The 13315-nt window shown below is 45.8% G+C and carries 19 protein-coding genes; 3 read left to right on the forward strand and 16 right to left on the reverse strand.

Annotated elements, in window-relative coordinates; all coding sequences use genetic code 11:
* Position 1: 1 nt before the first annotated feature.
* From ACLUYS_RS02150 to ACLUYS_RS02190, 9 genes are read right to left on the reverse strand one after another with little or no spacing between them, the layout of a single operon-like run.
* Complete coding sequence (locus ACLUYS_RS02150; RefSeq protein ID WP_412658857.1) at positions 2-418, reverse strand: recombinase; 417 nt, start codon at positions 416-418, stop codon at positions 2-4.
* 1 nt (position 419) lies between these two features.
* Complete coding sequence (locus ACLUYS_RS02155; protein ID WP_412658858.1) at positions 420-1979, reverse strand: recombinase family protein; 1560 nt, start codon at positions 1977-1979, stop codon at positions 420-422.
* A gap of 48 nt (positions 1980-2027) precedes the next feature.
* Positions 2028-2264, reverse strand: a complete 237-nt coding sequence (locus tag ACLUYS_RS02160; protein ID WP_412658860.1) for an SHOCT domain-containing protein — start codon at positions 2262-2264, stop codon at positions 2028-2030.
* 53 nt (positions 2265-2317) lie between these two features.
* A complete protein-coding gene (locus ACLUYS_RS02165) occupies positions 2318-4276 on the reverse strand; it encodes a DNA polymerase (RefSeq protein ID WP_412658862.1) in 1959 nt (652 codons plus the stop codon).
* A 54-nt stretch (positions 4277-4330) separates the two neighbouring features.
* The gene (locus tag ACLUYS_RS02170; RefSeq protein WP_412658864.1) at positions 4331-4513 is read right to left on the reverse strand and encodes a hypothetical protein; all 183 of its coding nucleotides are present in this window, start codon (positions 4511-4513) and stop codon (positions 4331-4333) included.
* A gap of 20 nt (positions 4514-4533) precedes the next feature.
* Positions 4534-5082 (reverse strand): DUF2815 family protein, encoded by a 549-nt coding sequence (locus tag ACLUYS_RS02175; protein WP_412658866.1) that lies wholly within the window; start codon positions 5080-5082, stop codon positions 4534-4536.
* 1 nt (position 5083) lies between these two features.
* On the reverse strand, positions 5084-6214 hold the full coding sequence (locus ACLUYS_RS02180; protein WP_412658868.1) for a DUF2800 domain-containing protein: 1131 nt from the start codon (positions 6212-6214) through the stop codon (positions 5084-5086).
* Positions 6207-6536, reverse strand: coding sequence for an rRNA biogenesis protein rrp5 (locus ACLUYS_RS02185; RefSeq protein WP_412658869.1), 330 nt, complete (start codon positions 6534-6536; stop codon positions 6207-6209). Before ACLUYS_RS02185 ends, ACLUYS_RS02180 begins: the two co-directional genes overlap by 8 nt.
* The gene (locus ACLUYS_RS02190; RefSeq protein ID WP_075818775.1) at positions 6524-6727 is read right to left on the reverse strand and encodes a hypothetical protein; all 204 of its coding nucleotides are present in this window, start codon (positions 6725-6727) and stop codon (positions 6524-6526) included. Before ACLUYS_RS02190 ends, ACLUYS_RS02185 begins: the two co-directional genes overlap by 13 nt.
* A 263-nt stretch (positions 6728-6990) precedes the next feature.
* Between ACLUYS_RS02190 and ACLUYS_RS02195 the strand changes: the two genes are divergently transcribed.
* The 3 genes from ACLUYS_RS02195 (at position 6991) to ACLUYS_RS02205 (ending at position 8776) form a co-directional block, all read left to right on the forward strand.
* Positions 6991-7353 carry a hypothetical protein gene (locus ACLUYS_RS02195; protein ID WP_412658871.1) on the forward strand — a complete coding sequence of 121 codons (363 nt, stop codon included), beginning with the start codon at positions 6991-6993 and terminating at the stop codon, positions 7351-7353.
* Between the two features lie 166 nt (positions 7354-7519).
* Entirely contained in the window at positions 7520-8254 is a 735-nt protein-coding gene (locus ACLUYS_RS02200) for a CPCC family cysteine-rich protein (protein WP_412658873.1), read from the forward strand.
* A 153-nt stretch (positions 8255-8407) separates the two neighbouring features.
* Entirely contained in the window at positions 8408-8776 is a 369-nt protein-coding gene (locus tag ACLUYS_RS02205) for a DUF2513 domain-containing protein (protein WP_412658875.1), read from the forward strand.
* Positions 8777-8833: 57 nt separating this feature from the next.
* Here ACLUYS_RS02205 and ACLUYS_RS02210 read toward each other — a convergent pair whose 3' ends face one another.
* From ACLUYS_RS02210 to ACLUYS_RS02240, 7 genes are all read right to left on the reverse strand, one after another.
* Positions 8834-9790 (reverse strand): N-acetylmuramoyl-L-alanine amidase, encoded by a 957-nt coding sequence (locus ACLUYS_RS02210; protein ID WP_412658876.1) that lies wholly within the window; start codon positions 9788-9790, stop codon positions 8834-8836.
* Positions 9787-10146 carry a hypothetical protein gene (locus ACLUYS_RS02215; protein WP_412658878.1) on the reverse strand — a complete coding sequence of 120 codons (360 nt, stop codon included), beginning with the start codon at positions 10144-10146 and terminating at the stop codon, positions 9787-9789. The genes ACLUYS_RS02210 and ACLUYS_RS02215 overlap by 4 nt, the downstream gene beginning before the upstream one ends.
* Entirely contained in the window at positions 10139-10342 is a 204-nt protein-coding gene (locus ACLUYS_RS02220; RefSeq protein WP_075821150.1) for a holin, read from the reverse strand. The genes ACLUYS_RS02215 and ACLUYS_RS02220 overlap by 8 nt, the downstream gene beginning before the upstream one ends.
* A 14-nt stretch (positions 10343-10356) precedes the next feature.
* Positions 10357-10782 (reverse strand): hypothetical protein, encoded by a 426-nt coding sequence (locus ACLUYS_RS02225; protein WP_412658880.1) that lies wholly within the window; start codon positions 10780-10782, stop codon positions 10357-10359.
* Positions 10775-11497: a hypothetical protein gene (locus tag ACLUYS_RS02230; RefSeq protein ID WP_412658881.1), complete on the reverse strand. Its 723-nt coding sequence runs from the start codon at positions 11495-11497 to the stop codon at positions 10775-10777. The genes ACLUYS_RS02225 and ACLUYS_RS02230 overlap by 8 nt, the downstream gene beginning before the upstream one ends.
* 12 nt (positions 11498-11509) lie before the next feature.
* Positions 11510-13039, reverse strand: a complete 1530-nt coding sequence (locus ACLUYS_RS02235) for a hypothetical protein (RefSeq protein ID WP_412658882.1) — start codon at positions 13037-13039, stop codon at positions 11510-11512.
* Positions 13036-13315 (reverse strand): hypothetical protein (locus ACLUYS_RS02240; RefSeq protein ID WP_412658884.1); only part of this gene is annotated, 280 nt, incomplete at its 5' end. The genes ACLUYS_RS02235 and ACLUYS_RS02240, both read right to left, overlap by 4 nt.

Consider the following 13315-nt stretch of genomic DNA (forward strand, 5'->3'; position numbering starts at 1 on the left):
TTCAATCCATCCTTTCTATCAGACTGTATGCATAAGATGCCTGTTCAAACGGATCGGTAAAACGCTTTGGGACTTCTCCGAGGTTAAAAACCTTCCCTGGCCTGTTCTCTGCTTCAGGCTTCCTCCATCCACCTTTTCGAAGCTTCTTGTTACGCTCATTTCGGACCAGCTGTGCCTGATTGAAAACATATTTTTCGATTATTTTTGGATAATAATCTGTGCCTAAATATCTGGTGTCCTGCAGATACTTTCCAGCCTGACTGTGGGTTTTTTGAATTTTTGAAATGCGTATGGATTCAAGGATGGATAAACCGGAAGCGCAGGATTGAAACAGTACTTGCAGTTGTTCTGCTTTTTCTTCATCGATTACTGCTTTACCTTCTTCAATGCGGTAGCCGAAAGGAATATGAGCATTCATGCTATAGAACCTCCCTCAGCTTTAATCCGCATTTCAATACAAACTCAACCTCAGTTCTGGAAAAAACATTGATGTGTGCTCCGAATTCTTCGAAAAGTGTTTCATTGAATTCATCCAGCATTTCCCCCGCGGATAGAAAACGATTCAGCTTTCTTAATTCGTCGATCTGGTTTCGATTTCCCGTGACTGACTGTTTAAGTTCTGCTTTCTCCTTCTCAAGATTCAATTGCTCTTCAGTCAGTCGGCTTCTTTCCCTGGTGAAAACCACAGTTTCGAGAATTCCGTTTGCCATCAGCTGCGCCAGCACCTTCTGCTGTTCAATATTCTTTTCCAGTTTCTGTTCAACCGCGCTGATTTTTAGAAGGTTTTCCTGGTCATCGAATCCCTGTAAGCTCCGCATCAGGGGTTTTAAAATTTGTTCTCTGGAAAACCGCAGTTTATTCAGCATGGTAAGAAAAGCCGTCTTCAAATCCTCGTCTTTGATTGCCTTCAGGGAACAGCTGTTTTTATCACCCAGATGACCTTTGCAGGACCAGAGCACGAACGTCCGTCCTGACTCACAGTGTTTTACACGCTTCAGCCTTTCTCCGCATTCCGAGCAATATATCTTTCCGGAAAAGGAGTAGCGGTTTCGGTATACTCCATTCCCAACTTTATGGCCTTTTTCAGCCGCCCTCCGCTCAAGTTCTCTGTTTGCTAATTCAAATGTTTCTTTGCTGATGATGGCTTCATGATGGTTCTCAATCAGGTACATATTTTTCTCACCATAATTTATGTGGCGGATGAAACTGTCGTCGGTATAGGTTTTTTGGAATAGAGCGTCACCTGTGTAACTTTCATTTCTGAGAATCGTTCCAATCGTTGTCGAATGCCACTTCCCGCCCCGCTGGGTTTTAACATTTTCTTCATTCAGTTCCCTGGCTACCTGATAAGTACTTTTACCATTAATTGAATCTTCGAAAATCCGTTTCACTACTTCTGCCTGTTCAGGATTGGGCACCATTTCACCGCCTTTTTTTTCATAGCCAAAGGCAGGAACAGAAACCTTGAAGATTCCATCCTGAAACCGTTTCTGAATACCCCATTTCATATTTTGAGAAATGGAATGAGATTCATCTTCGGCCATGCTGCTCAGGATCGAAAGCATCAGCTCGCTTTCCATTCTTCCCGTGTCAATGTTCTCCTTTTCGAATATGATCCTGACACCCAGATCAATCATCTTTCGGACCAGCTCAAGGCAGTCGGTAGTATTCCTGCTGAACCTGCTGATGGATTTGGTTAAAACAAGGTCAATCTTCCCAAGTTCACAGTCCTGAATTAAACTCTGAAGTCCGTATCTCTCTTTCTTCTTCGTTCCAGAAATGCCCTCATCATAGTAGATTCCTGCAAAATCCCATTCCGGATTCGATCGAATATATCGTTCGTAATGTGCTTTTTGTGTATCCAGACTGATCAGCTGATCTGCAGTGGAAGTCGACACGCGGCAATAGGCTGCGACTTTCAATTTCGACGCCCTCAGCTGTTGCTCGCCTGTGTCGATTTTTGTGATTGTTTTTGTCATGACGACCTCCTTTCTGTCAGCACATATTTGCGTATTCTTCGGGGCTTATCAACTTAATTCCGGCATTATTTCCGATAGATAAGGCTTAAATGATTCCCTGTTCTTTACCGTTATCCGGTGAAATTCATCCCTGCTGATCAGCCCGTTCTCAAGCAGTGCTCTGGACATTTTCTGAGCCATCTGATAATGGCAGTCAGCAATCAGCTGCTCTTGCGGCATCTGGATTTTTCTTGTCTGCTTGATTTTGGTTCCTTCATCCACTCTGGTAACTGTTGTTTCTTCCATAAGAAATCACCTCCTACCAGATAGCCGTCGCAGGAGGTGATTCAGGACGTTTCTCAATCCTTTTTATAAAATTCGCATTCGTATCCATCCGCTCGCAAAACAAGTCCATCCGCCCAGGGTGGCGTCTTTCCCATCTGTTTGCAGATATAGTCGAGGTCCGTTTCTTTTGGACATTCGATGATCAGCTCATCATGAACATGAGCTGTGATAGCATAGCCTTCCAAAGTCTTCATGGAATACATCAATATGTCCCTGGCTATTGCCTGAGTGATGTTTTCGACAAACTTCGGACCATAGCTTTCCAGACGTTCCCATTTCTTGGTTCCGCCTACTCCTTCATATGTAACGGATTCGCTGCCAAACTGATTCTTCCCAATCCTCGGCTTTACGTAGGCTAGTCTTCTTCCAGATGGCAGCGTGATGAACAGAAACCCGCTTTCATAGCTGAATCGGATTCCATGCGTTTTCGTTGGAACCCGGTATTTTACGGTTTCTTTTACGCAGCGGTCCACTTCCCACCAGAGATCAGTGATGGCCGGATTTGTATTTCTCCAGGCATTTACCAGAGGCTGAAGCTCGTCTTCAGAAAGTCCCATTTCAAGAGCACCCATTGCTTTTAAGGCACCGACTGAGCCGCCATAACCAAGAGCCAATTCTGCAATCTTCCCTTTCTGGCGCAGGTGACCGTTAATTCCATGCTTTTCAACCGGAACCCCAAACATATGGGAGGCACTGGAGCAGTAGATGTCTTTACCCTGCTCGAATACGTCCATCCGCCATTGCTCCCCAGCCAGCCAGGCCAGGGCTCTGGCTTCGATAGCAGAGAAGTCAGAAACGATGAACTTGTTTCCATTCTGAGGGACAAAGGCAGTCCGGATCAGCTGCGAAAGTGTATCAGGAATGTTGTCGTAGAGCAGACTGACAGCCTCATAGTCCCTGACCCTGATCAGCCCTCTGGCTGCTTCAAGATCGCTCATATGGTTTTGAGGCAGATTTTGCAGTTGAACCAATCGGCCAGCAAACCGGCCAGTGCGGTTGGCTCCATAAAACTGAAACATACCCCTCACTCTGGAATCCCTGCAGACGGCATTCAGAATGGCCGTATATTTCTTGACGCTGCTTTTGGCCAGCTGCTGCCGAAGCTTCAGAACTTCAGCCAGATCTTCCGGAGATTCTTTAATCAGCTGCTCAACAGCCTTTTTCCCCAGCGTGTCTGTTTCCAGACCGTTCTGAGAAAGCCATTCTTTCATCTGCATGACAGAGTTTGGATTCTCGAGTCCTGTCTTTTTCTGAAGTTCATTAGTCAGCAGTTCTCTGCTGATTCCATCCAGGTCTATTGCGCTGTGGACAAAGGGCATGTCTACGCCAATTCCTCTGTCATTGATGACCTGATCCAGATGGTATTCCAACCATATGCTGCCGCTGACCGGGAATCGGGAGAGTTTTGACTGGATGCCCATTTCGGTTTCAACATCTCTTAAATTGTAGACTTTGAACTTCTTCCACTTTTCAGGATCGTCTGTCGGATAATTTCGAGCCCTTCCCCCATTGGTTTTAGTAGGTGAACAGGGAATGCAAAAATATCGAATCAGAGTTTTTCCTTCTGTCAGCTTCTGTTTTTCCAATCCCAGAACGGCTCCCACACCTTCCAGCGAAAGTGGAAGTCCTAATGTAGCTGACCAGACCATGGAGCAAAACCAGGAGTCAGGGTTCAGATATCCATTTCCTGTTCCGATAGCCACTCCCAGATCTGACAGATATCTTGACAGGCAGATCCTTTCAAACTGAGCGTTGAAAGCCCATTTCTGAATTTTTGAATCCATCAGAGCTGCAAGAATTTCACATGGGATTTGCTCTCCTGAAGCAAGATCCACAACTTGAACGGGTCCTCCATCAACGGAATATCCGAACAGCAAAATCTCGAAGTCAGGACTTTCCGCATATTTATAAACTCCGCATTTTCCAAGATCCACGCTGGAGAATGTTTCGATATCGATGCTGATGTTTTTCATCTGCTTCTCCTTCCATATATAAATAGCGGAGAGGACGATTCCCCTCCGCATGTTCTACTGGTTTCTGGCATTCTGTTCTTCTTCAAACTCACGAAGCCATTTCTTTTCCAGCTTTTTCTGAATCCACTTCAGGATGGAAGAGAAAATGTTCCACCAGCCGATGATTGAGACCTCAATGAAGATGGCAAACAGGAAGATCACATCCCACTGAAGGGAAAGTTCAAATAAATCACTCATATCTGTAACCTTCTCAGTACCTAGTTCAGGAAGTCATCATCCGCTTTAGTTTGGAAATCTTCAGCCGCTGTAGATCGACCTCCCAGCGATTCTCCATCTCGAATTTTCTGGATGTTTCCAAGGCCTACAGCTACGCCCTTGTTCCCGTTGGAGTTAAAAGCGTAGAAGTTCAGAGAAACACGTGCGTAGCATCCACTGTATACTTCGTCACGATCCAGGATCGGATTAATGGACTTATCCACAATCTGCGGTGCAGTCTTTGAATTGGCATTCAGGAAGTAATGACCTTTGTAGGCTTCATCCTCTCGCTCTGCATCCCCATCGCGCAGCGGAAGCTTAATCGCCGCTTTGTTGGGTTTCTTTCCACCGAATTTTGCGATTCCTTCTTCGATAGCTGCATCAATCGCTTTATTGATGGCATCGACCGTTTCCTTATCGTCTTTCGGAATAAGGACAGATGTCGAGTAGCGTTCCGGTCCACCGTTGATGGATGAGGGTTCCCATCCGTGGAAGTATGAGAGACGAGTGTTGCGTCCTGTAATCACTTTTGTTTTATTTGCTTTTGCCATTTTACTGTTCCTCCTTAAATTCGCTGTTCGCGTTTTTCTCTTCTATGGCTTTTCTCTTATCCGTTTCCGGAACGAGAGTTGGTTTTCCCAGGGGCTTGATGATGAAATCACCCAGGATTTTTTTGAAAGTCTCTTTTCCCATCAGCTTTTCCATTTCAGTCAGCGGGATCAGAGACTGACGGTAAATATCGGTATATCCTGCTTCTTTGCAGGCTTCAGCCACCTTGGTTTCATCCTTGTACTTACGGTTTGAACGGCCTTCTACAACCTTGAAGCCTTTCCACTGCTTTCCATGTTCAATCGCGGCTTCAGATGCATAAGCCATAAGGCCATTGGCCCATTTGGTAAGCTCAGGAATGACAGCCAGTATTTCCTCGATTTCCTCATCTGTAAGCAGTGGCGGAAGTCTAAATTCTTCCTGTGCCAACTGAAGCTTTTCTTCACTTCTCGCCCTGCATCTGGCTTCCGCTCTGCAAAACGTGCACCAGGGGCCGGAATGAAATTCACCCTCACCTTTCATGGCCAGCTGTGCTTTTGGCTTTAAAACCTCATTAGCCCACTGTAGGAGCTCGTGAATTGGGATAGTCCAGGTGCAGACGTTTTCCCTTCTCGGCTGAAAGATAGTCATCAAGACTTCCTGAATGTCGTAAAGAGAATCAAACAGGGCCAGAGCACCGAGCGCATAGCATTTCATCTGCGGATTATCTTTGGCATCAACCAGAACTCCGGTTCCATATTTGAAGTCAACAACATGGAGCTTATCGTCCGATACGATCAGACAATCGGCAGTGCCAAATCCATCCGGCACATATTCTGAGAAGTCGACTTTCTGCTCGATCATGATCAGCGGATCTTTGCAGTTCTGTTTTGCAGCTTCATAGCTTTCAAGAACAAACTGAACATAAGCGTCGCTGCATTCTTCCATCTCATCGCTGTCATAGCCGGAAACAGGACGTTTGCTTCTCTTCTTCAATGCCCGTTTCAGCTTATGTTCGCAAAGGGCATGAGCGGCTGTTCCTTCTTCAGCTGCCGGACTGGTCTTGTTTTCAAATTCGGCTTCCAGATTGGCACTGGGCGTGCATTCGAGCCAGCGATGGGAACTGGACGGTGAAAGCTTTGCATGCTTAGCCATTGGCAAGTTCTCCTGCTTCTTTGGTCAGATCCGCATAGTATTTCGGATCTACATCGGACAGTTTGTCTGCACCGTATTTGGCAATCAGTTCTTTCACCTTAGCGGTTAAGCCCGCTCTGCTTTTTTCAGCGAGAATTGCACGGACTTCTTCCAGAGAACAATTCTTCTTTTCCGCCTTTGGTTTTTTGGAATCCGGATTCTTCTTCTGAGCGGTTTTCGATTCAGGCGGTTCTTGAAGCATAGCTTTGAGGTGATTGGTTAAACTTTCCAGGTCAGCGATCACACTCTTCAGGTTTTCGGTGTTTACATTTACTTCGCACATACGGGTTCTCCTTTCTTCGACTTCGTGATCTCAAGTTCCTCGATTGCATCACCAGGAACGAGGATGGTGATCTGGTGCTTTCTTCCAAACAGAAAGTTCAGAAGACGCTCACGGATGGTAATGTTTCTGCAGCTGATGGCGCTCTGTTCCATCCGCTGCTTTGAAACGCAGATATGAAGGTTCTGCTTCATGGTTTTCCTCCTTTCCAGAGGGCTTACTGCTTCCCTCAACTGGTAGCCTCGGGAATAGGCAAAATCGGACGTTTTCAGAAAAAAATTTCGAATTTTCTGATTGAATGTTTGCATTACCCTCATTGGGTAGCCTTGGTGAAGAAGGAAAAAGGATGTTTTGATAGAAAAAAAGATCTGAACCTGAAACAGGTCAGATCAGATAATGATTGAATAAAATAATCAACTACTTTATCGTTCAAAGAAAAGGGGGTTAGGAGAATTATATGGTCACGTTTGAATTAATTGAAAAAGATGACAATTGTATCGTTTATAATTATTGGCCAGAAAATGATAGGACCAAAAAGCCAGGTAAAGTAATCATTGATCGAATAGCAGAAGAAGTTGATCTCGAACTGGCTGAAGCTGATTTCTGGTGTTCATCATCTGTAGAAGAGCAAAACAGTATGAGAGACTCCATGAATCGAATGCGCATTGAAGCTGGAAAGCCTGAGCTGACGGAAGAAGAATGGCCAACCGCTACGGAAGAAATGCAATGGACATTTTATGGAAGTCATGCCATTCGTAAGATTATCAAAAGCTACAACGCTGAAACCATTCTGGAACATGGTATGGCAGCCTGGTATTAAGGTTTAATAATATAGCAGAGCTCAAGGACAGCTGATTTGCTTGCTGTTAATTTATTCCTAGCACGAAATTGAAGCCTGATCAGAGTGATCAATAAAGGGTTTTAGTCTGGATACAGTTGTTTCCTCGCAAAATAGTGAACATCCTTATTTATTGAGAGGTGATGTTGTGTTAAAAACACCGTTTGGCCCCGTTTCAATTATTCTCGATGGATCTCCACTGGAGTATAAATCACAGCAACTTTATACTGGTAAATCCTATCCTGATTTATCTGGGCGATATGGAATTGTTATTGAGTTGAACCCCGATGAAAAAGAACATGTTTTGCTTTGCCAAATTGACGGTCTGGTTGCGGATTGTGTTGAGTTTTATAGCGGGTCAGAGATTAAAGCAGCAAGCTTCTGTTCTGAAACTGGAAAAATTACACTTGGAGCCGCAAAAGGAATTGAGTACCTTCGTAAGCGTAGTTTTTGGTGGAATGGCCAATTTAACTTTGATGCAGAAATGAACCATGAGGGCATCCGTTATAGGATTGAGCATTTGACTAAACCAACTCTGATATATTTCGGAATTAGCTGGACATGTGAATGCAATGAGAAAGCCTTTTCACAAACGGTTGATGGGGCTGATCCTAGAGGCTGGAATTTCAAATGCCCATGCTGCGGATATTTTACCTTCGGTGAAAGGCCAAATGGCACCTATGATATCTGTCCAGTTTGCTTCTGGGAAGACGATCCTATTCAACTAGACAATCCGAGCTATCGGGGCGGAGCAAACAACGTTTCATTAATAGAAGGAAGAGAGAATTTTGCAGCGTTTGGTTCCTGTGAAAAAGAAATGATTCCTAACGTTCGAAAACCAGAAGAAGATGAACTCATAGGAATAGACTGGGAAAATATATAAATCCTGGAAAAGATAACGCTATTCTAGCTGCTGACTACAAAGCTAGCGTTATCAGCTTCTCTTATGAATCTGCCAGCATGACTCGAGCTGAAAAAAAACGTATCAAACCCTGGATAACGTATTTACAATTTATATAAAATGGAGAGAACTGAAATGAAGCTAGACTTAGATTTGATTAGAGAAATAATGCTGAAATTGGAAGCAAAAGAAAATTATGGAGAAGTTCTAAACCGCGAAGTACAAATTCCTAATCACTCTACTGAAGAAGTTGCTTACCATTGTGACTTACTTCATCAGAGAAATCTTGTTTCGTCTTATAGTGTAAAGTATGCTGATAATCAAATCTATTATTTCAAGGTTGGGGATTTGACTTGGGAAGGCCATGAATACCTTGAAACTGTTCGTGAAAAAACTAGATGGGATAAAATAAAAAAGATGATTACCGAAAAAGGACAACCGTTATTACTCGATACGGTAAAATTTGTTTCCCAAACATTAATTACTAAAGCTTTAGGTGATTAAAAAATTGGCCAGCAAGCCTTACTCTCCTACAGGAGCAAGACTAGCTGGCCTTTGTGCTTAGCCCAACAGATGATTTACCCGATTCTGAATTTCAACCGGATTGTAACCAGCCTGCTTCAGCCTGTTTATTCGATCCTGTCCGTTTCCCCACTTCCCAGCAATGACTTCTCTAGCAACGTTATCGACAGATTTTTTTGAAGCCCCGAGCTTCTGGTTGACTAAAGCCTGGACAGCATTAGGATCATACCCTGCTGCTTTCAGACGGTTGATTCGGTCATTTCCGTTGCCCCACTTGCCATTGATGACTTCCTGGGCAATCACATCATTGCACTTCTTTGCCGGAGCAGTAGGTTTCGCTTTCTGCCCCAGCAGCTCGTTGACCTTTGCCTGAACGGCATTGTAGTCGTAGCCAGCCGCTGTCAGCCGGCTCTTCCGATCATCTCCATTACCCCATTTTCCGTTGATGACTTCCTTTGCGACGACGTCAACGGATTTTCGTGTTGGCTCGTTGCTCACAGTACTGCCGTTCACCAGTTTCACCAGCTCTGGGAATTTCGATTTCAGATATGGACCTGGGCAATTGGTAGCGGCAAACATATCATGGCAGGTCAGAGTTCCGGTTGTGGTGCCAGTCCAGGAAAGCTTGATACCATACCGCTGGCAGATGTCTTTGCACAGTCTGACCAGAGAATTGAACGCGGCATCAGAGATTGGCCAGTTTCCTCCTGTGGCAGAGTTGGCCACCTCGATGGTGATGGCCTGATTATCATTGTCCCAGGAACTGGACGTCCAGGCTCTGAACTCTTCCGGAACGCCGCCCCAGATGGTACCGTCGGTTCCAATATAGTAGTTTGCTGATGCCTGTCGATCACAATCGCGATGGTACATAGCACAGGCTGCAGCATCCATGTTTCCCGCCATGTGATGGGGAGTGATCCTGGTGATTTTGGAAGTTCTGGGATTGCATTTATTGTAGATCGGTGTCGATCCGTTGATCAGTGTCGAATAGGTCATAGTTCCTCCTTAATGCTGCTGCCACGCGCGAATACGAGATCGTCGATTCGTCTGGCGCAGTCCATCATCTGTTTTGTATTGTTGCCATCCACGTTGTGCTTGAGCAGGTTAGAAGTAGATTCCAGCAATAACCGGTTCACATCCTGCTGCAGAAGAAAGCTGTGATGGTCTTTGTTGAGTTTGTCCTGGTGTTCAGCGAGCTGTTCATTGAGATTCCGCAGTTCTTCTTCAAGAGTGGCTACTCTCTCTTTTAATCGGGAGAAAGGCTTGAAAGCCAAAGACAGGAGCGCCGCGATAGAAGACAGCGCTCCTGCAATGGCTCCAAGCCAGACAATGCTTGTTTCCAGTTCAGGCATTCTCCACCTCCGGAAGACCGGCTACAGAGGTCAGAAGACTGACCAGGCCGGCCAGTGCGGAGGCAGAAAGGACGACAAGAAAGTCGACCTCGGTGATCAGAGCAGAAGCTCCAATAACGCCAACAGCCGTCTGCGCTACAGTTTTGATCGCGCGGACGGCTGCTGCTTTGATCCAGATTTTCGTTTTGTTGCTCATTGAAACATCTCCTTTCATACTTGTTTTTCCCAAGCGGTTGGAAGATCCGTTGGACTGAACGCTGTATCTTCAAGTGCCTTATAGATAGATCCATCCGTGAAAGTCATGAACTCTCCAGATTTGTACAGATCATGAGCTCCGCTAGGCGTAGACCAGGGATAAGCGTGCTCTTTGTCTTTTCCGTGATGCGGCTTCCAGATCGTCGCTACGGATTGATTCCAGTCGGGATGAACGCTTCCGTCGTAGTCGACAAGGCATTCAAAAGGCTGGTCAGATTCCCGATCCCGGAAGATCTCACCAGCCTTGTAAGTCGCATTCTGCTTATACACCGGAAAGCCAAGATCAAACTCTGCTGGATCACCACCAGCGTTTACGACCTCTTTGGTCAGAAAGACAATCAGACTTCGCAAAAAGCGGGTCAGTTTATCGTCTTCATTCATCAACATTCACTCCTCTCAAGATATTCAGAATCCGATCTGTCCGGTCTTCCACTTTGCCGGTTTGCCTGGGCTTGAACCATTCCAACACAGGAGGATCTTCGACTTTCGTGGATGTCCAGTCTGCTGTTGGATTTTCTTCAAACCGGCTGCTTCGACGCACCGGAAGGCTGGGATCGTACAAAGAGTCATCCCCAATATGCTGAACAGTTATCGGAATCGTGGAGAGCACCGGAATCTGCTTGTGTTTGAGAAAGCTGAGAATTCCATGGCTTTCCAGAACACCTTCACCAAAGACGGCCTCGATATAGTTGAAGCATTCTTCGACAATACCTATTGGCAGCAAAATGGCGCATCCCCACATCGACCAGTCGTGCCGGATATAGGGGCTATCCAGTCCGCTAATGAAGTCGTCGTAACAATCTCCGTCAAAGGCCATAGTGAAAAGTGAAAAGGCACAATCCGGATGTGACTGCGTCATTTGTTCAATGATCTGTTTGAATCCATTACATACCTGGACATCATCATTCAACACGACTCGGTGGGTAACTCCTTCCTCATGAGGAAGAAGCCAGGTTTGCTTGACTGGAAGATAGGGGTTTCCGGTTTCGGTGCTTTCATCATAGAAAATATCCTGATCGGTAAGTTCCAGAGTATCTCGTAAGTTTTCCGCCATCTCCTCACGCTGGCGGGAAGCAACAATTTTGATATCGACCATCCTTATCACCTCCTAGGCCGATGTTCTCCACTCAATACAGTTGAGAATGCAAGTGGACGAACACGATGTGGATGGATAGTACAACTTCAAGCATTTTTGGCCACAGACCTCATACGGCTCGACAAAGATGACTTGGTAGTAGTTGTTGTTGGTGAAGATCACCGGCATGATCCCCATCTGGATAGCAGATAGTGCTGCGTCGCCTTGGGTTGTATCCAACGTGCTTTGATATCCGGTGTAGTTCAAGATCAGACCGGATGCTGATCCGGAGGCCTGGTAAGTTCGCAGCAGAAATACATTCGAGTAAACAACATGGGTGGAAGAAGATCGATGGGCATAGAACGTAAAGCGCAAATGACACCAAAGATAAGGACTGCCGGATGTGAGGGTTGGAACCGATGTTGTCCATCCCGAAGCAGAGCTTGAGGGCGTATCGGAAGTCGAGGTAACTTGGAAATAGGCGCTCACAGAGCTTAACCGTTCGTTGTAATTTCCAATCAGCACGGGTTGGCTGTCTACGCTTGAACCGTCCTCGTAGTTCACTTTGAAATACGTCCACATCGTCGGATAAGAAGAGCTCAGAGTTGGAAGGGTTGTACTCCATCCGGAAGTGGCAGTAGGAGCTGTTGAATTGCTGGAAGAGCGGCAATAGTACTGGACAATGCTGGAAATCTTGCTGGTGACATCACTTCCATCGGTTCCATCGATTCCGTCTAGGATTTGAGCGAGCTCTCTGGTCCCGTTAGCATCTGTGATCGTAATGGTTGTTGTTTTATCCGCCTTTGTTGCACTCAAGGTTGGTGAAACGCCGGAGGGACCTTGTGCTCCTGTATTTCCGTAAACACCCATGATCATTTTGGCTGTTTCTGTTGTCTGGTTATTGGTCAGCGTGAATCGTAAATAGCCCCAAAGATAGCGGTAGCTAGACGTAAGCGTCGGGACACTTGTCGAGTAGCCGCTGGTTGGTGCGGAGGTGCTGCTTGTCGATCTGGCTAGATAAACAGAGACTGACTGTACGCCGACTCCTTGTGCACCTTTGATATTGACCGGACTTGGATTATCCAATCCACCATCATTGGTCCATGAAATGACACCGGCAGAAGAAACGGAAGGTGTGAAGGTTGTTCCTGTCCGCTTTCCGGTGATGCCTCCAGAATCCGCAAGAGCTTCATTCACCAGATCCATCAACGAGTGAACCGTATCGGGATCAAGAAGATCAGTCACACTGGCTCCCTCACCAACACGGTATCGAACGAGGGAGGAAGTGATTCTCTGGTTTCCTTTCTCGCCCATGATGCCAATGAAAATCGTTCCGGACTCTTCAAGGACAGCTGTAGGAATAAGGGTCTGGCCAGAATTGTCCAGATCAGAAAAATAGCAGTCCAGTCCATTTCTGGAAAAGACTGCTGTTTTGGCAAATCCGCTCCACTCAGCATCAAAAGTGACTTTGATCGAGTCGATATTCTGCGCTCCGGAAAAGATCGGATTGAGATCAGAACCAGTCAGAACGCGCTGACTGATTTGTAATGGCAGGATACTCATTGTCCACCTCCTTTCAGAATCGGTACTAATGCCATGGCTTGTCTTGGCGTCATGATATCGAGCGCTTTAAAAAGCTCTGTTGAATCAATGGGCTCAATGGCTACCTCATTTTCGATCGCCAGCAATTCCGTGAACGGCTCTTCTTCCGGAACTCCATTTTCGCCTTTGGGCAATTTCTCAATGACCAGAGCGATAGAACGTCTCAGACTTTCAAGACTCAGAAAGATCTGACTGATCTGAAACGCCAGTTTCACCGGAAGAGTCTGTTCCATCAGC

This window comes from Allobaculum sp. (assembly GCF_047010065.1).
GTDB classification, from domain to species: Bacteria; Bacillota_I; Bacilli_A; order Erysipelotrichales; family Erysipelotrichaceae; genus Allobaculum; species Allobaculum fili.